Genomic DNA, 25,831 nt, shown 5'->3' with positions numbered 1-25,831 from the left:
AATTATATTTTAAATTATTATTTTGCTAAATTAGGTGGTATAAGATATAGTATAATTCTAGGAGGCGTTTATGGACAATATAAAAAATAATATGAGTGAAACAGCAAAAGGAATAATATGTATAATAATATCAGCTTTTGGATTTGCAATGATGTCAGCATTTGTAAAGCTATCGGGCGATTTACCAACTTTTCAAAAAACGTTTTTTAGAAACTTAGTTTCTTGTATAGTGGCGTTTGCTATGATTTTAAATACTAAAGAAAGTTTTTTCGGAAAAAAAGAAAATAGAGGCATCTTAACATTAAGAGCTGCATTTGGAACTTTAGGAATAATATTTAATTATTATGCTATAGATAAGTTAGTTTTATCAGATGCAAATATGTTAAATAAGTTAAGTCCTTTTATAGTTATAATATTTTCAGCACTATTTTTGAAAGAAAAAATTAAAACTAATCAAATGTTAGCTGTATTAGTAGCATTTGCTGGGTCTTTATTTATAATAAAGCCAACTTTTAACTTAGATGTAATTCCATCATTAGTTGGCGTAAGTGGAGCTTTTTGTGCAGCGGCTGCATATACTTGTTTAAGAGTACTAGGTGGAAAAGAAAAAGGTGCTACAATAGTGTTTTATTTTTCTCTATTTTCATTAGTTGTAATATTACCATTTATGATAATTTCATACGAGTCTATGAGTATACTTCAATTTGTTTATTTGATGTTAGCAGGAGTATTTGCAACAGTAGGTCAATTTGGTATAACTTGGGCATATAAGTATGCACCAGCTAAAGAAATTTCTATATTTGATTATTCTAATATAATTTTTTCAGCTATAATAAGTATAATATTATTTAAAGCATTTCCTGATATATTTAGTATAATAGGATACTTTGTAATATTTGGAGCATCATTTTATATATTTAGATACAATAAAAAACTTGATAAAGTTAAATAGTGAAAAAACTAGGGTAAAATAAAAATTTACTCTAGTTTTTTTTGTTTATATATTTTAATATCAAGGTATGGAGGATTTTATATGGAAGATAGAGTTGATTTAACACAAGGGCGAATTACAGAAAAACTGATAAAATTATCATTGCCTATAATGGGAACATCATTTATACAAATGGCTTACAACATGGTAGATATGATATGGGTAGGAAAAGCTGGAAGTAGTTCAGTAGCAGCAGTGGGAACCGCTGGTTTTTTTCCATGGCTTGCGATGGCATTTGTTATGATTTCAAAAATTGGTGGAGAAATAAAAGTAGCTCAAAGTATTGGTGAAAATAGTATAAATAAAACAAAGTCGTATATAAAAGCAGCAATAGAGATAAATATTATATTATCTATCTTGTATACTATATTTTTAATTGTTTTTAATAAAAATCTTATAGCATTTTTTAATTTAGGTGATGAATCGGTTATAAATATGTCGAGAACTTACTTATATATAATAGCTTTAGGAATGGTATTTTACTTTATCAATCCAGTATTTACAGCAATATTTAATGGAATGGGAAACAGTAAGACACCTTTTAAAATTAACACAGTAGGATTAATTGCTAATATTATATTAGATCCAATACTAATACTTGGATTAGGAGGATTTCCAAAGCTTGGTGTAGCGGGAGCCGCTATAGCTACAGTTTTTGCACAGATTATAGTATTTTCTTTATTTTTATATACTATTTCAAAGAGTAAACATGAGTACTTCAAAGTTAAGTTATTTAAAAATATAGAGATAAAATACTATAAAATTTTGTATAAGCTAGGAATACCAGTAGCAATACAAAGTGGGATGTTTACAATATTTTCAATGTTACTTGGAGTAGTTGTAGCATCTTTTGGACCAGTGGCAGTGGCAGTACAAAAGGTAGGTTCTCAAATTGAATCTATTTCATGGATGACTACAGAAGGATTAGCAGTATCGCTTGGAAGTTTTGTTGGTCAGAATTATGGAGCTAAAAAATATGATAGAGTAACGAAAGGGTGCAAGATTGGTATAATTATAGCTATGATTTTAGGGATAATTACTACATTAGTATTAGTATTTGGAGGGAAATATATATTCTCTGTATTTATATCGGAACCAAAGGCTATACTTGAAGGAACTACATATCTTAAGATATTGGGATATTCTCAATTTTTTATGTGTATTGAAATTATAACAGCAGGCGCTTTTAAAGGTCTTGGAAGGACTTACATCCCATCGATTATAAGTATAATATTAACAGGCTTAAGAGTTCCTCTAGCTTATTTAATATCAAATCCGAATTTAATGGGATTAAATGGTGTATGGTGGAGTATAACTTTAACCACGATACTAAAGGGCATTTTAATGATAAGTATATTTATTTGGCTATTTAAAACTAAAAAATTATACCATGTTTTAAAGGATAATAATAAAATTGTAAAAGAATAAAAATATTGAAAATAAGAAGAATTCAGATAAAACATTCTTCTTATTTTTTATATTTTATACGATTACTGCGAATATGTATATATGCTTATAATAAAGAGAATTTAGTCTCATAATTTTAAGACAAGCAAAATAGATATAAATTAAATTTCTGAAAAACTATACCTCTCCATAAGAGGTAAATTTAATATATAAATAACTGTGCCATCACTAAAAACTTCCTTTTTGTATTCTGGAAAATCTATAGAAAGGAAGCTTTTAAGAGTTTCTTCTAAATTGTCACTTTCAACTTCATTAGGAAAGCTAGTATCAAAGGCGAATTTACCAGCACAAGGATTGTAAATTTCTTTTAAAACTTCGTATTTTTTCATAATAATCTCCTTAACAGATTAGACTTAAGTAATATATTATACATAATTATTAAATTTCCTCTATATTAAATAAAGTGAAACATATATTCAATATAATAGATTTTTTACTTAAAAGAGTTATCTATAAAAAGGTTATAACCAAGACCAATAATAACTAAAATACCACCAATTATTTGATAAATAGGGATATACCCATTAGATATATAATCTATCAAAACTCCAGTGAAAAGCTGACCAATAAATAATAAAAGTGTTAAGTAAAAAGACGAAATTTTAGAAGATAAAAAAGATGATAATGTAACAACAACAACTCCTAAAAGACCTCCAGTATAAGCAAACCATATTGCACTATAGGACTGTGAATTAAAAAGCTGTAAAGTGTTGCCACTTATTAGTAATAGTAAAAATGAACCAATAAGCCCAAATACATAATTAAAAAATGTACTTTGATACATTCCTATTTTATCTGCTAAAACACAATTGATAGATCTTGAAGTTACTATAGTAACCCCTGATAAAATCGCGATAATTATATAAATCATAATGTCCTCCTTATTTAATAGTCATTATACATATACCTAGTATAATGATACCAAGACCGATTGTTTTTTTCTTGTTAAATTTATTTACGGGTAAGTTAAAGTATCCAAAATGATCGATTATTATAGATGTAACTAACTGGCCAAGCAAACAAATTGATACTGTTAGTGAAACACCTAATTTAGAAAAACTAGCATTACTAAATATAACTGTTAAGACACCCATAAGTCCACCCAAGTACATATAAAGAGGTATATCTTTAATATTTTTGAATTTTGATTTTGTTGCAATAAGCACAATTATAATCCCTATAAGACCTATAACATGTATTATCACAGTAGAAGCATAATTTCCTGCGATTTCGCCAATAGTACCATTTAGAGACAACATTAAAGATAGTAGTACACCCGTAAAAACTGAGATAAGATAATTCATCACTAACCCCCTAATTTATATTCATATTTAATAAGTTATCATAAATAAATAATAAAAAGAATGACATATGTCACATGTATATATAAAATAGAAATTAAATAATAAAAAAATATAATAAAGTATTCAATGAAAGGAACATGAATATTGAAAATAATAGAAAATTTATGTCTTATAGAAAATTATTATAATGAACTAAAAATGAGCAATTTTTTTAGTGAAGATGTAAAAAAACATATAAAAGTTTTTGAATTCGAGAGAAACGAGTATCTATGTACAGAAGGTGAAGATATGCCGTATTTTACATTTCTTATAGAAGGAAAAGCTAAAGTGTTTAAAACCTTACCAAATGGAAAAAATTTACTTTTGAGTTTTTATAAACCTCTACAAGTTATAGGAGATATAGAGGTTGTAAAAAAACAACCAGCATCAAGTACAATTCAAGCTTTAAGTGATTGTTATTGCTTAGGCATATCAATGGAAAAGGTACGAAATGAATTAATAAAAGATAGTAAATTTTTAAAATTTATATGTGAAAGCTTAGCAGAAAAGCTTTCTACAATAAGTACTAATAGTTCTGTAAATTTGCTTTACCCATTAGAAAATAGATTAGCTAGTTATATAAATGAAGCATCAGAAGTAGTAAATCCTGAGAATTGTAAAGCTTATATAGATTTTGTTGATAATTTAGTGAATTTAGCAGAACTTTTAGGTAGCAGCTATAGACATTTACTAAGAACTTTCAATGGATTATGTCAAAAGAAAGTAATTGAAAAGGATAAGTTTGGATATAGAGTTATTGATAAATTACTTTTAGAAAAATTAGCAGGTGATTTATACCAAAACTCTAAGTTTTTATAGAAAGATAGTGTTGTAATTGACGAACATAATTTAAAAATAATATAATTAAATTTAGCATAATGAAAACAGGTGGGAGAATGAATTTTACAAATAAAGACTTTTTAAACTATTTTAAAAGTAAGCCAAAGGAAGAAGTGAAACTAGAAGTAAATGTGGAACTTGTAGGAGAAAATAGCATAAAAGCTAATTTTAAAATAGGAATAGATAAAATGTATACATTAAAAAATCTAAGGGAGTTTGCGTACTCAAGAACAACTTCAAGAGATAAAGTGTATGGAATAGACTTTGTGTATAATGTATCAAATAATTATTTTTCTTATGATGATGAAAAAATAGTTGATATGATAGAAGAATATGGAATGGGGCTTTCTTATAATTCATCAACAAGAGAGCAGACATCTATGTTTATAAATGGACCTTTAGTAAGAAGATTAATGGAATTATTGCAGTACAAAGATTTTGAATTTAAATATAAAAATTTGTACTATAATCCCAAAATAATAAAAGGCGTTTTACCTATAAATATAGATTTAGAAATGGGAAATAATGAAATTTTATTGAAAAGTGAAGAGAATCTACCTGTTCCTATATCTCAAAGGGGAGATGTAGTATTTTATAAAGGTGATATATACTTATTAAGTTTTGAAAGTGGAATATACTATAAAAAACTGTACACGGTACTAGAGAAGTTTAAAGAAATAAGATTTACAAACAATGAGGCAAGTGAAGTTCTTACTAATGTAATTCCAAAACTAAAAAACATATCTAATGAAGTTAGAATAGATAAGAAAATAGAATCAAATATTTGTGAAAAATTGATAGTAAGGTACTATTTTGACTTAGAAGAAGAAAAAGTAACTTGTGATATAGTTTTTGAGTATGAAGGTGAAGATGAAGGTAAATTTATAATTAAAGACATGCAAAAAGAAGAAGATGCAATATATAGGCTATATACTTACTATTTTGAAAAAGAAAAGAGTAAATATATATTTAAAGGAAATGACAGTCAGTTATATGACTTTTTAAGCTTTGAGATAAATAGGCTAAAAAACATAGGTGAAGTTTATTATTCAGATAAATTAAAGTCAAAGAGAATATATACACATAGTTCTATAAAAGTTGGATTAGGTGAAGAAGTAAATCATTATTTAGATTTTAATTTTAAAATTGAAGGTGTAGATAAAAAAGAATATAAGAGTATAATAAATGCATTTAAAGCTAATAAAAGATTTTATAAGCTTGGAAATGGAAGCTTTATAAATTTAGAAGAAAAAGAAACTAAAGAAACATTTAAATTAATGCAAAGTTTAGGATTCACTAATGACTTAAATAATATGAAAATAAATTCAAATAAGGCATTATATATTGAAAATTTACTCATAGAAAAGAAACTACCTTATATAGAAGGTGTAGAAAAAACTAAAGCTATTGTAGATAAATTTAAAAATATAGATAATATAAGTTATGAAACCCCAAAAGACTTAAACGCAAATCTTAGAGATTATCAAATAGAGGGGTTAAATTGGTTTAAAACTATAGAGTATTGTGGCTTTGGAGGAATATTAGCAGATGAAATGGGATTGGGTAAGACCTTGCAAGCTATATCATTTTTATTGTCTAGAAAAGGTAAAAAGACTTTGGTGATAACTCCAACATCACTTGTACATAACTGGAAAAATGAGTTTGAAAAATTTGCGCCAAGTATGAATATAGGCATCGCTCATGGGATAAAAAAAGAAAGAGAAAAAATAATAAATACTATAGAAAATTACGATGTTATTTTAACTACTTACGGATCTTTAAAAAACGATTTAGAAAAATATGAGAAAATAGACTTTGATTACTGTATTATAGATGAAGCTCAAAATATTAAAAACCCAACTGCTGTAAGTACAGACGCAGTAAAAGCTATAAAAGCTAAAACTAAGTTGGCTCTTACAGGAACGCCATTAGAAAATAATATGATAGAACTTTGGTCTATATTTGATTTTATAATGCCAGGATATTTATATAATGTAACTAAGTTTAATGCTATATTTATTAGGGACGAAAGTCAGTTAGAAAATTTAAAAAGAATGATAAAACCATTTATATTAAGACGTACAAAAAAAGAAGTTATAAAAGAATTACCTGATAAAATAGAAAAAGAGTTTTTAGTAGAGTTAAACAAAGAACAAAGAAAAATCTATAGCGTTTATGTAGAAGATATAAAACGTAAGTTAGAAGAAAAAAGAGATGTAGAAAATAAGATAACTGTGTTTGCTTATTTAACAAAGTTAAGACAACTTTGCTTAGACCCAAGCATCATAGTATCTGATTATAAAGGTAAAAGTGCAAAAATAGAAGCTTGTTTAGATATCATAAAGGAATATAGTAAGATAAATAATAAAATATTAGTGTTTTCGCAGTTTACTACTGTACTTCAAAATATAGGTAAAAAGTTATCTCAAAACAATATAGAGTACTTATATTTAGATGGACAAACTAAGGCACTAGACAGAATAAATCTAGTAGATGAATTTAATGAAGGTAAAGATAAGAAGGTATTTTTAATTTCGTTAAAGGCAGGTGGAACAGGTCTTAACTTAACTTCAGCTAATACTGTAATTCATTTTGACCCTTGGTGGAATCCAGCTGTTGAAAATCAGGCAAGCGATAGAGCTCATAGATATGGTCAAAGGGAAGTAGTAGAAGTTATAAAGCTTATATCAAAAGGTACTATTGAAGAAAAAATAGTAAAGTTACAAGAGCGCAAAAAAGAATTAATAGAGGATATAATAGATGGGAATTTATCTGATGGAGCTAATTTAAAGAATCTATCAAATGAGGAAATATTAAATTTATTTAAGTGATTTATAAATTTAATAAATTATGTAAAGGTAATGACTAAATAATTTAAGTCATTACCTTATTAAATTTCTAGTTAAAATTATAACTATATAAAAATACATCTAGATATTCTTGAATTGTATCAAAATAGACTTTTTTCTCATTTATACGATTGAAGTTTTGATTGTCATAAAATCCATAGTTACATTTATTATCTGTATATAGATATAAAGATTTAACATCCATACTTTTCATATAATTAGATAAATAACTAATTAGAGATTTACCAACACCAAGGCCCCTAGATTCTTCAGATACTATAAATAGTTGAATACAGCCTTGAAAATCTTCTTTCTTTCCTTGAATAATTTCTTTATAAGTACTTGTGATTTTAGCGAACTCTTTAAGAATTTTTTTATTTTCTTTATTAGAAAATACTAATTTAGTTGTAGTATATAAAACACTTAAACTATTATGGAATTTTCTTATACGATTTTTATCTTTTTTAGCATCTCCTAAAATAATGCCTATTACATTATTATCTTTTACAGCTACCTTACTAAAGGAACTTGCTAAAATACAATTTTGTAAATAAATATTTAATATTAAATCTAAAAAATTTTCATCCTTAATAAATTTATCAAATCCGAAAGCCTTAGCTATTAATTCCTTAATACGATCATAATCCTTTTTATCTAAATCTCTATAAACTACTGCATTCATTTTATACACTACCTCTCATATTATTAAATTTAAGTTTAATATTTGTCTTTAAATACCTTATAATGATAGTAATGTGTACTCTAAGGGGAGAGTCAAGAAAAAGATGAAATATTAAGGATGTGATTTATTATGAAAAATTTATACTCTATTGGGGAGGTATCTAAAATTAAAGAAATTACTATAAAGTCTTTAAGATACTATCATAAAATGGGGATTCTTATTCCAAAATACATTGATAATACAACTGGCTATAGATACTACTCTATAGACCAATTTGTATATATAGATATTATAAAAGCATGTAGAACTTTAGGAAGTAGTATTTTAGAAGTTCAAGAGATCTTTAAAGAACGTGACACTGATAAACTAATAGAATTTTTGCAGCTAAAAAGGTCTGAAGCTGAAGCGAATATAAATAAAATGAAGGAAATAATAAATGATATTGATACTTTAGATACAAGTGTAAAAAAATCTAAGGAAATTTTAAACAATGATAAAATTTCTATCCAAACTTTTGAAGAACGTTATATAATTGTAGCGCCTTTTGAAGAAGAAGGGAGCTTAAAAGAAGTTCTTTATTATTCACAGCTAGACAAGCTTATTCAAGATAAAAATGTAGATACATATATGGAAAGAGGCATTTTATATGATTTTGAGTTAGATGAATATTTAAAGCCAAGGTATGTTTTTAATTGTATAAAGCAAAGCTTTGATATGAAAATAGAGGATTATATTAAAATTTTACCTAAAGGTAGGTATGTAACCTTAGCTTATAGCAAAGAAAATGAAGAAGTTAGTATAAAGCAGATAATTAGTTATATAAAAGAAAATAATTTTAAGGTTAAAAATATTGTTGAAGTTGAGTTATTTAATGACTTTTTTAATATAGAATCATATAGCTGTCAAATTCAAGTATTAATAGCAGATAATTTTTAATAACTATATTAGTATAGGAATAAATTTGTATCAGATGCTTCTCATGGACTTAGAATACCTATAGCTGCTATTGTAGGATTGCCAGTGGTAGTTTTAGGTTTGGTCTTAACAGTATTACAGGACATAGAATAAAACTTAAAAATAAAAATGGAAACTTTAGTGAGATAAATGAAAAGCTTGATACAGTAATAGAGAAAGTGCAAGATTTTAGCAAGAAAATATAGAATAAGTAAAAAATAGGATTAGTTAGTTATTTAAATGTGTTCATCCTATTTTTATAAATTTAGAGAGCGTGTATCTTTTAAAGGTTTTTTATGCATTATTTATGAAAAAATTAGTATATTTGGATAAATGTACATTATAATAATATATAAGATAAAATTTTAAGAAAGTAGATGGGAGGCAATATATGATTTCAAAAGAAATAGCATCAAAAGTATTAGAAAAATGCTTAATTAGCGGTGGGGATTTTGCAGAAATATTTGAAGAGGATACTATAACCAATTCAATAGGATTAATAGATGAAAAAATAGAAAATGCACTTGGTGGTAGAAATTATGGTGTAGGGATAAGAATATTCAAAGATTTAAAAAGCGTATATGCATACACAAATGACAATAGTTTAAACTCATTATTAGACACTGCATATAAGGCAGCACTAGCTTTAGGTAATTTAAAAGAGAATCTAAGTGTTGTTTTAAACGATACTAAGATAATTACAGACATAAACCCTATAAAACTTTATCCAAGTGAAGTAGGATATGATAAAAGAATTGGTATTATGAAAATAGCATACAAAAGTGCAAAAGGATATAGTGAAGACATATCACAAGTTAGTATATCTTATATGGATAAAGATCAAAAAGTATTAATAGCTAATACTGAAGGGTTATATGTAGAAGACAGAAGGATAAGAACAAGACTAGGTATAAGTGCAGTAGCATCAAAGGGAAGTGAGAATCAAACTGGATTCGAAGGACCAGGAGGATGCAAGGGGTTTGAGATATTTGAAGAAATAGACCCTGAATATTATGGTAAAGAAGCGGCTAGAGTAGCTCATACTATGCTAAATGCTAAAAACTGTCCAGCTGGAAATATGATGGTTGCAATTGATAATGGTTTTGGTGGTGTAATATTCCATGAAGCTTGTGGTCACTCATTAGAAGCTACAGCTGTGGCTAAAGGTAATTCTGTATTTGCAGATAAGCTAGGAACGCAAATTGCCTCAACTAAGGTTACTGCAATAGATGATGGGACTTTAGTTAATCATTGGGGTTCAGCAAATATTGATGATGAAGGAAATCCTACTCAAAAAAATATTTTAATAAAAGATGGAATTTTAAAATCATATATGATAGATAAATTAAATGGAAGAAGAATGGGTATGAAAGCTACAGGAAGTTCTCGTAGACAAAGTTATAAATTTGCTCCGACTTCAAGAATGACAAATACATACATTGCGGCAGGAGATGATAAGCCAGAAGACATTATAAAATCAATAGATAATGGATTATATGCAAAAAAAATGGGAGGAGGGTCTGTAAACCCTGTGACTGGAGAGTTTAATTTTGCAGTATCTGAAGGATATTTAGTGAAAAATGGCGAGATAGTTGAACCTGTAAGAGGAGCTAGTTTGATTGGTAAAGGTAGCGATATACTTATGAACATAGATATGGTTGGAGACAACTTAAAGCAAGCTCAAGGAATGTGCGGATCATCATCAGGTAGTATAGCAACGAATGTAGGTCAGCCTATGATTAGAGTAAAAGAAATCACTGTTGGTGGAAGATCGGAGGAGTAGAATATGGAATTTAATTCTTTTAAAAAAATGTTACTAAAAAAAGGTCTAGAGTGTGGATTTGAAGAATGTGAAATATATTATAGCCAAGGTGAAAGTTTAAGTATTGGTGTTTATGAAGGTGAAGTTGAAAAATATAACCTTGAAAAATCTTTTGGATTATCATTTAGGGGAAAAATAAATGGTAAAATGGGATATTCATACACAGAAATTATGGATTTTGAAGCCTTGAATATGTTAATTAAAAATGCTAAAGAAAGTGCATTAAATATTGAAAATAATGATATTCAATTTATATACGAAGGTGATAAGCACTATGATAAAGTAAGTTCATACTATAAGGAACTTGAAAACCTAGATACAAGTAAAATGATAAATCTTGTACTAGATTTAGAAAAAGAGACAAAAGCATATTGTAAAAAAGTAGTAAATATTAGTGGTTGTAAAATATCGTATAGCTATTCTAGTTATGGGATTTACAATACTAAAGGATTAGAGCTTACTAATAGAAATAATCTATTAATGTCATATGTAGTACCTGTAGTAGAAGATGAAGGCCAAAAACAAGATGGAGTTGGATATGTTATTGCAAAGAGCTTAGATGAGGTAAACCCAAAAGCTATTGCAAAACAAGGTGTTGAAGAATCGCTATCTAAACTAAACGGAAAAAGTATACCATCAGGTAAATACAAGACTATAATATACAATGAAGCTATGGTATCACTACTTGATACATTCTCTGATATATTTAGTGCAGATTCGGCTCAAAAGGGGCTATCATTGTTAAAAGATAAAGAGGGAGAACTAATAGCTTCACCAATAGTTACAATAATTGATAATCCATTATTAGATGATGGTTTAGCATCTACTCCTTTTGATGATGAAGGAGTAGCAACTTTAAAAAAAGAGATAGTATCAAATGGAAAATTAACTACTTTACTTCACAACCTAAAAACAGCTAATAAAGCAAATACCAAAACAACAGGTAACGGATTTAAAGCATCATATGCATCACAAGTAGGAGTAAGTCCAAGTAATTTATATATCCAAAAAGGTGAAAGTTCATTTGATGAGTTGTTAAAAACTGTAGGGGAAGGAATAATAATAACTGACCTTGCAGGCCTACACTCAGGAGCTAATCCTATAAGTGGAGACTTCTCATTAGCTGCTAAAGGTTTTTATATTAAAGATGGAGTTAAAACCTTCCCGATAGAACAGATAACTGTAGCTGGAAACTATTTTGATTTATTAAAAGAGATTGAAGTAGTAGGAGATGATTTGAAGTTCCCTATGAGTAATGTAGGATCTCCTTCACTTATAGTTAAGGAAATTTCGGTAGCAGGTAAATAAAGTATAAAAAAACAGCAAAAGACCAATAAAAACCACTAAAAGAACATGGTATATATAAAAAATAGCGCATAAATTGTTGAAAAATGAATATAGAGATGTTATTATAAAATAACTCAAGTAAATAAAATAATGAGTAACTCTAGTTTGTGTAATATAAAATAAATCATCATCAATCCTTATGTTCCATCTAAACATAGGGGGTGAAAATATCTACATAATTTATTATTATCTAAAAATAAATTATGTAGAATTAGTTATGAAAACCTTATCACACATCTGCAATCAAAGATAAGTTTTCAAAAAAATAAATTATTTTATCACAACGGAGGAATTTTAAATGTTATCTTTAATAGGTTTTGCTATGATAGCAATAATGATGTATGTTTTACTTAAAGGTAAAGCAAGTCCATTAATTTTATTTATAGGGTTACCAGCAATAGGAGGTCTACTTGCAGGATTTTCACCATCTCAAATAGGTGAATTTGCAATGGCAGGAATAGAGAAGACTTCTGGAAATGCAGTATTATTCATATTCTCAATTACATACTTTGGAGTAATGAATGATGTTGGAATGTTTGATGTTTTAATTGACAAGTTAGTTAAAAAAGCTGGGAACAGTGTTGTTGCAATAACAGTAGTTACTGCAATAATAGGCATATTAGGACATTTAGATGGTAGTGCGGCTTCAACAGTTTTAATAACTGTACCAGCAATGTTACCAATCTATAAAAAACTTAACATAAGACCAAATGTATTATTATTAATAGTTGCTTCAGCTATGGGTGTAATGAACTTATTACCATGGGGTGGGCCAACAGTAAGAACCGCAGTAGTTTTAGGAATGGACGCGAATATACTGTGGAAAACGTTAATACCAATACAAATAATAGGTGTTATAACTACAATAGGTCTTGCTATAATATTAGGTTTAAGAGAATCTAAGCGCGGAGCTGGGATATCTAGCGACTCTAAAGATGTAGCTATGAGTCAAGTTGCTGCTACAGTAGATGAAAAAGTTGCAGCTCTTAAGAGACCAAACCTTGCTTGGTTCAACATATTATTAACTACAATAGTTATAGGTATACTTGTAGTGGATGCTATACCAGCTACATTAGTATTCATGCTTGCCCTTTGTGCAGCTCTTGTGGTTAATTTTAAGACAGTAAAAGAACAAGAAGGACGTATAAAAGCTCATGCTGCATCTGCATTATTAGTTTCTGCTACAATGTTAGCTTCAGGAGTTTTTGTTGGAGTATTAAATGACAGTGGAATGTTAACAGCTATGTCTGAAGCAGTATTAGGATTAATACCAGCTTCTGCAGGACCATTAATACATTTAATAATGGGTGTATTTGCATTACCTTTAGGTATGATACTTGGTACAGATGCTTACTTCTATGGATTACTTCCATTAGTTATAAAAGTTGCTGAAACTTACGGAATAACAGCTATAAACGTTGCTTTAACTATGATAATAGGGAAAAACGTTGCTTTATTAATAAGTCCATTAGTACCACCAACATTCTTAGCTTTAGGCCTTGCTGATATAGACATAAAAGAACATATAAAGTTCTGTTTTGGATGGTTATACGCAATAAGCTTAATAATGTTAGTTTGTGGTGTTATATTCGGAATAATAGCTATATAGTTAATATAATAAAAAAGTAAAATCAATAAATATAGAGTTACCTCATTAAAATGCTTATAATCATTTTAATGAGGTAACTCTTTTTTTATTATGTAATACAATATTTTATGTATTTTAACTGCAATGGTGTGAAAATATAATTGTATTGATATTTAATTTTTAATAATTTCATATATGCTAAAGTATTAAAAAAACATTTTTAAATATTTAATAATGAAAAGAACACTTAAAAAACATTTGAACAAATGTTGAAAAATGGAGATTTAATAAGAAATAATAGCTCACTTGTTAAAAAAATAAACAAATGATATTGAATAAAGAAAAGAATACTTATATAATAAAAATATAATTTGGTATACAAAATAAACAAATTGTATACTAGAATACTATATAAAACTGATTGGAGGAACATTAGCTATGAAATTAAAAGTGGTAGCTAGTGCTGGAACATTAGAGTCAAGTGATATACAAGTTATTATAGAACCATGTGATAATGGAGTATCAGTAGAACTTGAAAGTACAGTAAAAGCTCAATTTGGAGAACAAATTGAAAACGTTATTAGAGAAACGCTAAAAGCACTTAACGTAGAAAATGCAAAAGTATTTGCAAATGATAAAGGTGCTATAGATCCTGTAATAAAAAGTAGAGTAGAAACTGCTATATATCGTTCAGCTCAATGTAACGATTATAAGTGGATGTAGGGAGGAAGAAACAAATGAAACTAAGACGTTCGATGTTATTCGTTCCTGGAAATAATCCTGGAATAATAAGAGATGTTCATATATATAAGCCAGATTCAGTAATGTTTGACTTAGAAGATGCTATTGCAATAACAGAAAAAGATTCTGCTAGATTCTTAGTACATAACATGTTAAAGAACCTAGGCGATTACTATAAAGAATTAGGAATAGAAACTGTAGTTCGTATAAATGGACTCGCTACAGAATTCTGGAAAGATGATATAAAAGCTGTAGTAACTGGTGGAGTTGAAGTTGTAAGAATACCAATGACTGAATCGGTAGAAGATGTTATGGCTGTTGATGCTGAAATTGAAAAAGTAGAAAGAGAAGCCAACATGGAAGTTGGTTCTACTAAGATAATGGTAGCAGTAGAAACTGCATTAGGAGTTATGAATTCATTTGCTATAGCAAAATCTCCTACTAAAAGATTAATAGGTATGGCTTTAAGTGGAGAAGATTTCGTAACAAGTATGAAAACTACAAGAACTCCTGAAGGAGACGAGTTATACGTTGCTAGAGGTATGATAGCTATGGCAGGTCGTGCTTGTGGACTAGAAGTATTAGACACAGTTTATGCTGATGTAAACAATGATGAAGGATTCTTAAAAGAAGCTAATCTTATAAAGAGAATGGGATTCGGTGGTAAATCATTAATCCATCCAAGACAAGTTGAGCTTATACATGACGTTTATACTCCAACTGAAGTAGAAATATCAAAAGCTAGAAAAATAGTAGATGCTACTGAAGAAGCTTTAAAGCAAAACTTAGGAGTATTCACTGTAGACGGTAAAATGGTAGATAAGCCAATAATAGAAAGAGCTCAAAGAGTTTTACAACTTGCAGAAGCTGCAGGTGTTTTAGTTGGAGGTGACAAGTAGTAATGGAAACTAAAAGAGTTAGCCAAGAGTTATTAAAGAATATCAAAGGTTATGAAAATAGATTAGCTTACGTTGCTCCTTTTGATAATCAACCATCTGATAGAATGGTTGAATCTGATAGTGAAAACTTAAAAGAACACGTAAGAAGAGATAAAATAATTGGCTCTTTAAGAGAAGCTATAGAAAAATGTAATATACAAGATGGAATGACAATATCTTTCCACCACCATTTTAGAGATGGAGATAAGCTTTTAATGATGGTTGTTGATATATTAGCAGAAATGGGAATTAAGAATTTAAGAATAGCAGCTAGTTCATTAACTAGTGCTCATGATGGTCTTGTCGATCATATTGAAAACGGTGTTGTAGATAGAATAGAAACTAGTGGACTTAGAGGGAAATTAGCTAAATCAGTTTCTGAAGGTTTATTAGGAGATAATCCAGCAGTTATACGTTCTCATGGTGGTAGAGCAAGAGCTATATCTTCAGGAGATGTTAAGATAGATGTAGCATTCTTAGCAGCATCTTCAGCTGACTGTATGGGTAATGCAAACGGTGTTGTAGGAAAATCTATATGTGGATCTATGGGATATGCTAAAGTTGATGCAGAACATGCTGAGAAAGTTGTTGTTGTAACTGATACTATAGTACCTTATCCAAACTTCCCACAAAGTATACCTCAAACACAAGTTGATTACGTTGCAGTAGTTGATGAAGTTGGAGATTCTAAAGGGATAATGTCTGGTGCTACTAGATTTACAAATAACCCTAAAGAATTATTAATGGCAAAAAGAGTTTTAGAAGTAATGAAGGCTTCTGGATTATTCGTTGACGGGTTCTCAATGCAAACAGGTACTGGTGGAGCGTCACTTGCTGTTACTAGATTTATTAAAGAAGAACTTATAAAAAGAGATATAAAAATAAGCTATGCTTTAGGCGGAACAACAGGACCTATGGTTAGCTTATTAGAAGAAGGATTAGTTGATACATTATTTGATACTCAATGTTTCGATTTAACTGCAGCTGAGTCTGTAGGAAGAAACGAAAAGCACGTTGAAGTAAGTGCAGACTTCTATGCTTCTATAGGAAATAAATCTGCAGCAGTTAACAAATTAGACTTTGTTATATTAAGTGCACTTGAAATAGATACAGAATTTAACGTTAACGTTATATCTGGCTCTGATGGAGTTATAAGAGCTGCATCTGGTGGACACAGTGATACATCTGCAATGGCTAAAATGTCAATACTTGTAGCACCACTTACAAGAGGTAGATTATCCACAATAATAGATAAAGTAACTACTATTGTTACTCCAGGAAGTACTGTTGACGTTGTTGTTACAGATTACGGTGTAATAGTTAACCCAAGAAGACAAGACTTAATGGCTAAGTTCAAAGACGACGGTATCAAGATGATAACTATGAAAGAAGCAAGAGAACTAGCTACAAGATTAGTTGGAACTCCTAAAGAAATAGAGTTTACTGATGAAGTAGTTGCTGTAGTTGAATACAGAGATGGTAGCATAATAGATACGATAAGAAAAATAAAGAAATAATTTTAAGTTGAATATATAAATTGTAAAATTAGATATTTGCAATTTTGTATATATGCGTAGATTTATAAAGTTATAAAGTAGATGGCATAATTTTATAAAAAATTAGTAATGATTTGGATGATTAAGTTTAGTTACAAGAAGTAGATGGCTAGTAATTTAACTTACCAAAATATTTTAATTGATGATTTATTTTATATTTGCACAGCTAAGAAAGTTTTAATACATAAAGTTATAAAGTAGATGGTATAATTTTATGATTTTTAATGAATGATTTGGAGAATGAAGTTTAGTTACAAGAAGTAGATGGCTAGTAATTTAACTTACCAAATATTTTAATTGATGATTTATTTTATAGTTCAATACAACTAGTATAGTTTAAATTAATACATATTCATTTCAAATTTAATAATTAGGTTAGTGTACTTAGCTTATGTTTATATAATATAATATAGATATATTAGTAAAATACACATATATTATAATCTTGAAATGATATATTAAAAAAGGTATTGTAAATTACAATACCTTTTTATAATAATAAGTATTTTATAATTAGTTGACTAATTTTTAAAATAGAGGTGTAACAATGAATGAAAAAAATAATAATAATAAAAATAAACAATATATAGTATCGAGTTTAAGTGATAAAATATTAATGCTGATAATAATTTTTTTAGGTATAATAGTATTCTCACTTGCTAATAAATTTTTTGGGGTTTAAGAAGGTGATTGAAGATGTATTATAATGTAGAAAATGTGAATTTAAAATCAAAATACGAAGTTAGTAAGGTTGAAGAATTTTTAAGCCGATTTGACTTGAAATATGAAGAGGTAGATTATAGTGTATTAATAAAAGATGTAGAGAATATTATAGCTACTTGTTCAAAAAAAGAAAATATAATTAAGTGCTTTGCTATTGATGAAAATTATCAAGGGCTTGGACTTTCTAATAATTTAATATCAAAGGTTACAGAAAAACTATTTTTAGAAAATAAATATCATAGTTTTATATTTACTAAACCAGAAAATCAACATATATTTGAAGCATTAGCATATAAAACTATATTTACAACAGATAAAGTAAGTTTACTAGAAACTGGAAACAAAAATATAAATATAAGTTTAGATAAATTAAAAAGCGATTATGAAATAGATGAAGATAAAGAATATGCAGTTATAGTAATGAATTGTAACCCATTTACACTAGGCCATAGATATTTAATAGAAAAGGCAAGTAGTGAAAATGAAAATGTAATAATTTTTGTTGTAGAAGAGGATAAATCAGTATTTCCATTTAAAGTAAGATATGAACTTATTAAGGTGGGGACTCAAGATTTAAGTAATATAGTAGTAATACCAGCAGGAGAATATGTAATATCGTCTGCAACATTTCCAAATTATTTCTTAAAGAAAAAAGATAATACACTTAAGGAATATACAAAGTTAGACTGTAATATATTTGGAAAATATTTTGTTCCTAAATTTAATATAATTAAAAGATACATAGGTAGTGAACTACATTGCGAGGTAACTAATATATATAATGAAACTATAAAAGAAGTACTTCCTAAATATAATGTAGAAGTAGATATTATTGATAGAAAAGAAATATTAGATGATGCAGTAAGTGCATCAAGAGTAAGAAAATTACTAAAAGAGAATAATATAAAAGAAGTAGAAAAGTTAGTACCTAAAACCACATTAGATTTTTTAATTAGCGAGGAAGGTGAAATGGTAATCAATAAGCTCTAGTTTTGAATTAAACTAAGTGGATTTTTTACTAGACCAATTATGAATACAGATTTAATACAAGCATTTTTAATAGATAGAGAAAAAAGAGTATATAATCAAGAAACGTTAATGGGAAAAAATAAAGATAAAACCTTAGTTACAATAAGAATTAATTATCCTGGACTTGAAAAATCAAATTATATTACAGATGATATAGTTAATATAATATATAGTGAGATAATGACTTATCATAAAAAATACATAGTTTATAATGATAAATATAAAAATAGAGAAGGTTTAGTATGCCATCTTTTATTTAGAGCAGACTTTGTAAGCATCAAAAAGCTTATGATAGACATAGAAGAAAAACATATTCTTGGGCGTTGTGTTGATATAGATGTATACACATATAAAAATGACAAAATGATAGGTATATCACGATCAGATTTATATAAAAAACCTAGAAAATGCTTTATATGTAATTTAGATGCTAAAATATGTTCAAGAGCGCAAAGTCATAGTATAGATGAAATAAAAAACTATTTTGATGAATTATATAACCAATATAAAAAAAAACAAGGATTAATAGAAGATACATCCTATAATATTTCTCAACTAGCTCTTAAGGCTATGATAAGCGAGGTATCTACATTTCCATCTTTTGGATTAGTATCACCAGTAAGTAGTGGATCTCATAAAGACATGAACTATTATACATTTTTAACTAGCTCAATGACAATAACACCGTATTTAAAGGAAATGGCTAAGATCTCTTATACATATAAAAGTCCACAATATATATTTGATGCAATTAGGAATATAGGATTAGAATGTGAAGAAAAAATGTTAGAATCTACGAATAATGTAAATACTCATAAAGGTATGATATTTTTAATGGGAATTTGCATAAGTGCTACTATGAAAGCAACTTATGAAAATAAAAGCTTTCATGACATTAAAGAGATAATTAAAGTTATGGCAGAAGATATATTAGATGATTTTAAAAATCTTGAAGTTAAAGAAAAATTAACTCATGGAGAAAAATTGTACTTAGAGTATGGCTTTACGGGAATAAGAGGACAAGTAAAAGATGGACTATCTGTAGTTTTTGATAATATAATCAAGGAATATGAATATACAACTTTATATGGAAATAATTTGTATACTCAAATATTAATTCATCTTATGTCTGTAGTTGAAGATAGTACGGTAGTTTATAGACAAGATATACAAACCTTACGAAAAGTACAATCTGATGCAAAAGATTTATTAAAAATAGGAGGCGTTAATACTATTGAAGGAAGAGATAGAATTAAAAAATTAGAGATAGAATATATACAAAAAAACATAAGTCCAGGTGGGTGTGCAGATTTACTAGCTATAAGTATATTATTACTAGAAATAAAAAATAAATATATAAATGTATAATAAAAAATGAGAGTATAAAAATATTTTTATACTCTCATTTTTTATTAGCTTATTTCATTTAAAACCACATTTAAAGAAACTTCTAGATGTGATTTTATAGTTTCTTCAACTAAATCTTTATCTTTAGACACGATAGCATTTAATATTTGTCTATGCTCAACTAAAGCTCTTTCTCTTCTTTCATTATCTAATATAGAAATATTTCTAAATCTTTGTAAATAATTACTTAAATTAGAAATCATCATAGGCAATCTTCTCATTCTAGAAGCATCACTAATTAAGAAATTAAATTCTGTGAACAATTTATTAACTTCATTTATATTTCCTTGCATATTAAAATTTTCAGTTAAATCTAAAAGTTCTGAGATTTTATTTATTTCATCTGGGGTAATGTTTTCCATAGCTTGACATATAACTAAAAATTCAAGTGATTCTCTAATTCTATATATTTCAATAACATCTTCTTTAGTAACTTTTTTAGCTACAACGCCTAATCTAGGTATATATTCAATTAGGTCCTCAGTTTCTAACTGTTTTAGGGCCTCTCTAACAGGTGTTCTACTTATATTCAATCTTTGAGCGTATTCTTTCTCTATTATTCTTTCCCCTACAGGAACTTTTCCACTAATTAATGTGCTTCTTAAGCTCTCATATACGACTTCTCTAATAGGTCTATTTTGAGATAGATCTGTATCATTTACAAATTCATCCATCCAATTGTACATATTTTACATTCCTTCCATAAATTATTCTACTTATATTTTAACTCAAAAGTGTGAAAATGCCAACGAAATTTGACGATATAGTATACAAAAAACCAATAAAGTATACAATTTGTTACAAAAAGCATGGAATAATACTAAAAAAACACAAAAAGAACTTGGTATACAAAGCATTAAATTATATAATAAATTAGTAAAGAAAATCAAACATAAATAACAAAAATACTGATTTTTATAGACTGTGAAAACATTTTGATGAAGTAGTAAAGATAGTATATCTAATGTATTAAAAATCTATAAAAAAATTAAATTTTTGTTTAAATAAGTTTTACAGGAGAGTGATATTTAGATGAGTAAGTTAAAAATAACTGAAACTGCTTTAAGAGATGGGCATCAATCTTTAATAGCAACAAGGTTAACAACAGACGAAATCATCCCTATCTTAGAGACAATGGACCAAGTAGGATACCATTCAATGGAGGTATGGGGTGGAGCTACATTTGATGCATGTATACGTTTTTTACATGAAGATCCATGGGAAAGGCTAAGACTTATAAGAAAGCATGTAAAAAATACTAAGTTACAAATGCTTTTAAGAGGTCAAAATCTTTTAGGATACAGACATTATGCAGATGATACAGTTGAAAAGTTTATAGAGCTATCTATAAAAAATGGGATTGATATAATAAGAGTATTTGATGCATTAAATGATGTTAAGAACGTAGAAGCATCAATGAAAGCTATAAAGAAATACAATGGACATTGTCAATGTGCAATATCATATACAACAAGTCCGATACACACGACTGAATATTATTTAGAATTGATAAAGATTTTAGAAAATATGGGTGCAGATTCAATCTGTATAAAAGATATGGCAGGTGTTTTAACTCCATATAATGCATATGATTTAGTTAAGCGTGTAAAGGAAGTAACTAATCTTCCAATACAGTTACATACACACTGTACAAGTGGAATAGCTGATATGATATATATGAAAGCTGTTGAAGCAGGAGTAGATATAATAGATACTGCTATATCGCCATTTAGTGGAGGAACTTCTCAACCACCAACAGAATCATTAGCAATTACATTTGCTGAAATGAACAGAAATCCAGGACTTGATACTGAGAAACTTTTAGAGGTTGCAGATTACTTCAAACCAATAAGAGATAAGTATATGAGTGAGGGAATATTAAATCCTAAAGTATTATTAACAGATCCTCAAACATTAAAGTACCAAGTACCAGGAGGAATGTTATCAAACTTATTATCTCAACTAGAACAACAAGGTGCATCAGATAAATACGAAGAAGTATTAAATGAAGTACCTAGAGTAAGAAAAGACTTAGGATATCCACCACTTGTTACTCCGCTGAGTCAAATGGTTGGAACACAAGCATTATTCAATGTATTAACTGGTGAAAGATACAAATTAATACCAAAAGAAATAAAAGATTATGTAAAAGGATTATATGGACAAGCTCCAGCTCCTATAGATGAAGCAATAAAGATAAAGATAATAGGAGATGAAGAAACTATAACTGTGAGGCCTGCAGATTTAATAGCTCCAGAATTTGAAGCTATGAAAAAAGAAGCAGGAGAGTTAGCGAAAAATGATGAAGATGTATTAGCATATGCATTATTCCCACAAGTAGCTCCTAAATTCTTAGAAAGTAAGTACAACCCAAAAGTTGAAGTAGAAGAAGACGAAAATGCAATAAAATATATAACAGTAACTATGTAGAGAACGGGTGATAATATTATGGGAGAAAAACTAACATTAATACAAGCATTATCAGTAACACTATCAAGTATGACAATAGTATTCTTAACATTATTAGTGATTTCACTTATATTAGATTCTTTTAAGCACATATTCAAAGAAAAGCCTAAAGCTGATGTCAAGAAAGAAGTCGCACAAACAGTAGTAGAAGATGATGATAATGAAGAAGAAAAGGTAGTAGTTGCAATAGCAGCTTCTATAATGGCTGGAGAAGGAAAAGTAAATCCAAATCTTCACGTAACAAGCATAAAAAGAGTAAAATAGTATTTAATAAAAATAAAACTTAAATAATTTACGGTTTAAAGGAAGGTAATAAAAAATGAGCGCTAAAACATATCATATAACATTAAACGGAAAAGTATACGAAGTTGAAATAGAAGAAGTAGCTGCAGGAACTACTCCAAAGAAAACTACAGCACCAGCTGATGTTAAGCCAGTTGCAAATACAAGTGGAGAAAGTATAACTGCTCCAATGCCAGGAACAATATTAAATGTATTAGTAAAGCAAGGACAAGCAGTTAAAAAAGGCCAGGTATTAGCTATACTTGAAGCTATGAAAATGGAAAATGAAATAGTTGCCCCAGCTGATGGGCAAGTTGCATCAATAAGTGTTAACAAAGGTCAAAATGTAAACCTTGGTGACAGCATATTAGAAATAGCTTAATAGGCTATCTGAAGGAGGAAAAGCAACATGGGAGAAATGATAATTCAATTCTTTGCGGAATCAGGGTTTGCAATGATGTCGATAAAGAGTTTAATAGTAATAGTATTGGCATGTGTATTTTTATACCTAGCCATAGCAAAAGGATACGAGCCGTATCTATTAATACCAATAGCAACAGGTATGTTACTTGCTAATATGCCAGGAGTAGATTTAATGAATCCAGCCACTGATGGTCAAAATGGTGGACTATTCTACTACCTATATCAAGGGGTTAAACTTGGAATCTACCCACCGTTAATATTCTTATGTATAGGTGCAGGTACAGACTTTGGACCAATGATAGCAAACCCTAAGACAATGTTACTTGGAGCAGCCGCTCAATTTGGTATATTCTTTGCTTTCTTAGGAGCAATAGTTTTAGGATTCACAGGAACAGAAGCAGCATCTATAGGTATAATAGGTGGAGCAGATGGACCAACAGCAATACAATTAACAGGGCAGTTAGCACCACATTTATTAGGAACAATAGCACTAGCGGCTTATTCATACATGGCATTAGTTCCAGTTATACAACCGCCAATCATTAGAGCGTTAACAACTAAAGAAGAGCGTATGATAAAAATGGAACAGTTAAGACCAGTATCAAGAACAGAAAAATTAGTATTCCCAATAGTTGCAATGATAATAGTTATAGGATTATTACCAACTGCAGCACCACTTGTAGGTATGCTTATGTTTGGTAACTTGTTAAAAGAATCAGGTATAGTTCCTAAATTAGTAGAAACTGCTCAAAATTCATTAATGTATATAATTACTATATTCTTAGGATTAACAGTTGGAGCAACTACTAATGCTGAAACATTACTATCAGTACAAACTTTAGGAATAATAGCAATGGGACTTGCGGCATTCTCTGTAGGGACAGCATCAGGAGTATTATTTGGTAAGTTAATGTGCAAGTTAACTAAAGGGAAGATAAATCCAATGATAGGTGCAGCAGGGGTTTCTGCAGTACCAATGGCAGCAAGAGTTGTACAAAAAATTGGACAAGAAGAAAATCCTTCAAACTTCTTACTTATGCATTCAATGGGACCAAATATAGCAGGAGTTATAGGCTCTGCAGTAGTTGCAGGTGTATTACTTAAGTTCTTTGCTTAATTAATTATTATTTAATAGATAAAAATATGCACTTTGATGGTATAAGCTATCAGGTGCATATTTTTATATGTATAGAAAAAATATATTAGAAATAAATTTTTATTGTTGAAAAATACAAAAAACTTAGGGTATAATTTAATAATGACTGTAAATAAGGAGTAATTAAAGTGGAAACGATATTTAATAAAGTAGAAAGCTCAGATTTAAGACCAATGAGAGAAATAGTATTATATGAACTTAGAAGTGCTATTTTTGAAAATAAATTAAATCCAGGGGATAGACTAGTAGAGAATATAATTGCATCAAGTATGGGAGTTAGTAGAACTCCTGTTAGAGAGGCATTAAGACAGTTAGAAATAGAAGGACTAGCTATTAATATGCCAAGAAAAGGAACATTGGTAAAAGGAATTTCAATAGAAGATGCTATTGAAATATATGATTTAAGAGAAGTTTTAGAAGGGTTAGCTGTAAGACTTGCATGTTTAAATATATCTAGAATAGAAATAAGAAAGTTAAAGGAAATACTAAGCATCATGGAGGGGAATACAAGTGATATGGAGTATATTGAATATGCAAAAGCACATTCAGAATTTAACTCAATAGTTCTTCATGCAAGTAAAAATAAAAGATTAATTGAACAGTTAGAGCATATATATGAGTATTTAAAGAGTTTGAGAAAAATAAGCTTAAATAATATTGAAAGAAGAGAATTAGCATTAGCAGAACATATAAAGATTGCAGATGCTATATCAGAAGGTGATGAAGTTTTAGCAGAAAAAGAAGCTAGAGCTCATATTGTTAATGCAAAGAAGAGCTTTTTAGAAAGTTATAATTTATAAGTTTATATTATTACAAAGGGTATCTTAAAATGAATTTAATCATTAAAAGATACTCTTTTTTATATGAAGTTCTAATTATTAAAAGACACATTTTAAACTAAAAATAAGATAAAAGAGTAGAAAAAAATTTCAGACAAAATATAGGGAGGAGGAGTAATATGTTAGGAACAATCGTTGTAGGATGTTTGATAGGACTAATAGTTAAAGGAAAGGTATCAATAAGGATTAGTGATACTATAATGAATGGATTAGCATAGTCAATTCAAGCAATGTTATGGATATCGTATAATAAAATGTGAACTAGATGCGAGAGGAATAATCGTTAATCATAAGAGCGTTTATAGATTAATTAAGGAATGCAATATCTTCGGAAAATATCCTAGAAACACACACAGAAACTATAAGAAAGTTAAATAAGACTTTT

General features: G+C 28.4%; 25 protein-coding genes. 20 read left to right on the top strand and 5 right to left on the bottom strand.

Annotated elements, in window-relative coordinates; translation table 11 throughout:
* Nucleotides 1-70 precede the first annotated feature (70 nt).
* Together QOZ84_RS00725 and QOZ84_RS00720 are read left to right on the top strand one after the other, a co-directional pair.
* The gene (locus QOZ84_RS00725) at nt 71-952 is read left to right on the top strand and encodes a DMT family transporter (protein ID WP_284131042.1); all 882 of its coding nucleotides are present in this window, start codon (nt 71-73) and stop codon (nt 950-952) included.
* An 81-nt stretch (nt 953-1,033) separates the two neighbouring features.
* The gene (locus tag QOZ84_RS00720; protein ID WP_284131041.1) at nt 1,034-2,419 is read left to right on the top strand and encodes an MATE family efflux transporter; all 1,386 of its coding nucleotides are present in this window, start codon (nt 1,034-1,036) and stop codon (nt 2,417-2,419) included.
* A 140-nt stretch (nt 2,420-2,559) separates the two neighbouring features.
* On the opposite strand, the gene QOZ84_RS00715 is transcribed toward QOZ84_RS00720, so the two are convergent.
* The 3 genes from QOZ84_RS00715 to QOZ84_RS00705 all read right to left on the bottom strand — a co-directional run bounded on the left by QOZ84_RS00715 (nt 2,560) and on the right by QOZ84_RS00705 (nt 3,762).
* A complete protein-coding gene (locus QOZ84_RS00715) occupies nt 2,560-2,787 on the bottom strand; it encodes a hypothetical protein (protein WP_284131040.1) in 228 nt (75 codons plus the stop codon).
* Nucleotides 2,788-2,891: 104 nt separating this feature from the next.
* Nucleotides 2,892-3,329, bottom strand: coding sequence for a DMT family transporter (locus tag QOZ84_RS00710; protein WP_284131039.1), 438 nt, complete (start codon nt 3,327-3,329; stop codon nt 2,892-2,894).
* 10 nt (nt 3,330-3,339) lie between these two features.
* Nucleotides 3,340-3,762, bottom strand: a complete 423-nt coding sequence (locus QOZ84_RS00705) for a DMT family transporter (RefSeq protein WP_284131038.1) — start codon at nt 3,760-3,762, stop codon at nt 3,340-3,342.
* 144 nt (nt 3,763-3,906) lie between these two features.
* Between QOZ84_RS00705 and QOZ84_RS00700 the strand changes: the two genes are divergently transcribed.
* Entirely contained in the window at nt 3,907-4,620 is a 714-nt protein-coding gene (locus QOZ84_RS00700) for a cyclic nucleotide-binding domain-containing protein (protein ID WP_284131037.1), read from the top strand.
* Nucleotides 4,621-4,697: 77 nt separating this feature from the next.
* Nucleotides 4,698-7,472, top strand: a complete 2,775-nt coding sequence (locus QOZ84_RS00695; protein WP_284131036.1) for a DEAD/DEAH box helicase — start codon at nt 4,698-4,700, stop codon at nt 7,470-7,472.
* A 67-nt stretch (nt 7,473-7,539) separates the two neighbouring features.
* Here QOZ84_RS00695 and QOZ84_RS00690 read toward each other — a convergent pair whose 3' ends face one another.
* Nucleotides 7,540-8,172: a GNAT family N-acetyltransferase gene (locus QOZ84_RS00690; RefSeq protein ID WP_284131035.1), complete on the bottom strand. Its 633-nt coding sequence runs from the start codon at nt 8,170-8,172 to the stop codon at nt 7,540-7,542.
* A gap of 129 nt (nt 8,173-8,301) precedes the next feature.
* Between QOZ84_RS00690 and QOZ84_RS00685 the strand changes: the two genes are divergently transcribed.
* From QOZ84_RS00685 to citX, 10 genes are all read left to right on the top strand, one after another.
* The gene (locus QOZ84_RS00685; protein WP_284131034.1) at nt 8,302-9,108 is read left to right on the top strand and encodes a MerR family transcriptional regulator; all 807 of its coding nucleotides are present in this window, start codon (nt 8,302-8,304) and stop codon (nt 9,106-9,108) included.
* A 409-nt stretch (nt 9,109-9,517) separates the two neighbouring features.
* A complete protein-coding gene (locus QOZ84_RS00680; RefSeq protein ID WP_284131033.1) occupies nt 9,518-10,909 on the top strand; it encodes a TldD/PmbA family protein in 1,392 nt (463 codons plus the stop codon).
* A gap of 3 nt (nt 10,910-10,912) precedes the next feature.
* Nucleotides 10,913-12,256, top strand: coding sequence for a TldD/PmbA family protein (locus tag QOZ84_RS00675; protein ID WP_284131032.1), 1,344 nt, complete (start codon nt 10,913-10,915; stop codon nt 12,254-12,256).
* Between the two features lie 337 nt (nt 12,257-12,593).
* Nucleotides 12,594-13,904 carry a CitMHS family transporter gene (locus QOZ84_RS00670; protein ID WP_284131031.1) on the top strand — a complete coding sequence of 437 codons (1,311 nt, stop codon included), beginning with the start codon at nt 12,594-12,596 and terminating at the stop codon, nt 13,902-13,904.
* Between the two features lie 417 nt (nt 13,905-14,321).
* Nucleotides 14,322-14,606 carry a citrate lyase acyl carrier protein gene (gene citD, locus QOZ84_RS00665; RefSeq protein ID WP_284131030.1) on the top strand — a complete coding sequence of 95 codons (285 nt, stop codon included), beginning with the start codon at nt 14,322-14,324 and terminating at the stop codon, nt 14,604-14,606.
* A 14-nt stretch (nt 14,607-14,620) separates the two neighbouring features.
* Complete coding sequence (locus tag QOZ84_RS00660) at nt 14,621-15,523, top strand: aldolase/citrate lyase family protein (RefSeq protein WP_284131029.1); 903 nt, start codon at nt 14,621-14,623, stop codon at nt 15,521-15,523.
* Nucleotides 15,524-15,525: 2 nt separating this feature from the next.
* Complete coding sequence (citF, locus tag QOZ84_RS00655) at nt 15,526-17,079, top strand: citrate lyase subunit alpha (protein ID WP_284131028.1); 1,554 nt, start codon at nt 15,526-15,528, stop codon at nt 17,077-17,079.
* Between the two features lie 586 nt (nt 17,080-17,665).
* A complete protein-coding gene (locus QOZ84_RS00650; protein ID WP_284131027.1) occupies nt 17,666-17,800 on the top strand; it encodes a hypothetical protein in 135 nt (44 codons plus the stop codon).
* A 14-nt stretch (nt 17,801-17,814) separates the two neighbouring features.
* The gene (citC, locus tag QOZ84_RS00645; protein WP_284131026.1) at nt 17,815-18,831 is read left to right on the top strand and encodes a [citrate (pro-3S)-lyase] ligase; all 1,017 of its coding nucleotides are present in this window, start codon (nt 17,815-17,817) and stop codon (nt 18,829-18,831) included.
* Nucleotides 18,832-18,870: 39 nt separating this feature from the next.
* The gene (gene citX, locus QOZ84_RS00640; protein WP_284131025.1) at nt 18,871-20,238 is read left to right on the top strand and encodes a citrate lyase holo-[acyl-carrier protein] synthase; all 1,368 of its coding nucleotides are present in this window, start codon (nt 18,871-18,873) and stop codon (nt 20,236-20,238) included.
* 44 nt (nt 20,239-20,282) lie between these two features.
* On the opposite strand, the gene QOZ84_RS00635 is transcribed toward citX, so the two are convergent.
* Entirely contained in the window at nt 20,283-20,963 is a 681-nt protein-coding gene (locus tag QOZ84_RS00635) for a GntR family transcriptional regulator (RefSeq protein ID WP_284131024.1), read from the bottom strand.
* A 346-nt stretch (nt 20,964-21,309) separates the two neighbouring features.
* On the opposite strand from QOZ84_RS00635, the gene QOZ84_RS00630 reads away from it, so the two are divergent.
* From QOZ84_RS00630 to QOZ84_RS16650, 6 genes are all read left to right on the top strand, one after another.
* Nucleotides 21,310-22,707, top strand: coding sequence for an oxaloacetate decarboxylase subunit alpha (locus tag QOZ84_RS00630; RefSeq protein WP_284131023.1), 1,398 nt, complete (start codon nt 21,310-21,312; stop codon nt 22,705-22,707).
* An 18-nt stretch (nt 22,708-22,725) separates the two neighbouring features.
* Nucleotides 22,726-23,010: an OadG family protein gene (locus tag QOZ84_RS00625; RefSeq protein ID WP_284131022.1), complete on the top strand. Its 285-nt coding sequence runs from the start codon at nt 22,726-22,728 to the stop codon at nt 23,008-23,010.
* Between the two features lie 55 nt (nt 23,011-23,065).
* Nucleotides 23,066-23,410 carry a biotin/lipoyl-containing protein gene (locus QOZ84_RS00620; protein ID WP_284131021.1) on the top strand — a complete coding sequence of 115 codons (345 nt, stop codon included), beginning with the start codon at nt 23,066-23,068 and terminating at the stop codon, nt 23,408-23,410.
* Nucleotides 23,411-23,437: 27 nt separating this feature from the next.
* On the top strand, nt 23,438-24,568 hold the full coding sequence (locus QOZ84_RS00615) for a sodium ion-translocating decarboxylase subunit beta (RefSeq protein WP_284131020.1): 1,131 nt from the start codon (nt 23,438-23,440) through the stop codon (nt 24,566-24,568).
* A 167-nt stretch (nt 24,569-24,735) separates the two neighbouring features.
* Nucleotides 24,736-25,407 carry a GntR family transcriptional regulator gene (locus tag QOZ84_RS00610; RefSeq protein ID WP_284131019.1) on the top strand — a complete coding sequence of 224 codons (672 nt, stop codon included), beginning with the start codon at nt 24,736-24,738 and terminating at the stop codon, nt 25,405-25,407.
* 285 nt (nt 25,408-25,692) lie between these two features.
* Nucleotides 25,693-25,824 (top strand): IS3 family transposase, encoded by a 132-nt coding sequence (locus tag QOZ84_RS16650; RefSeq protein WP_416390341.1) that lies wholly within the window; start codon nt 25,693-25,695, stop codon nt 25,822-25,824.
* Nucleotides 25,825-25,831 lie beyond the last annotated feature (7 nt).

It is taken from the genome of Romboutsia sedimentorum (assembly GCF_030131845.1).
Taxonomy (GTDB): domain Bacteria; phylum Bacillota; class Clostridia; order Peptostreptococcales; family Peptostreptococcaceae; genus Romboutsia_D; species Romboutsia_D sedimentorum.
This window is presented reverse-complemented; position numbering and strand designations above follow the sequence as displayed.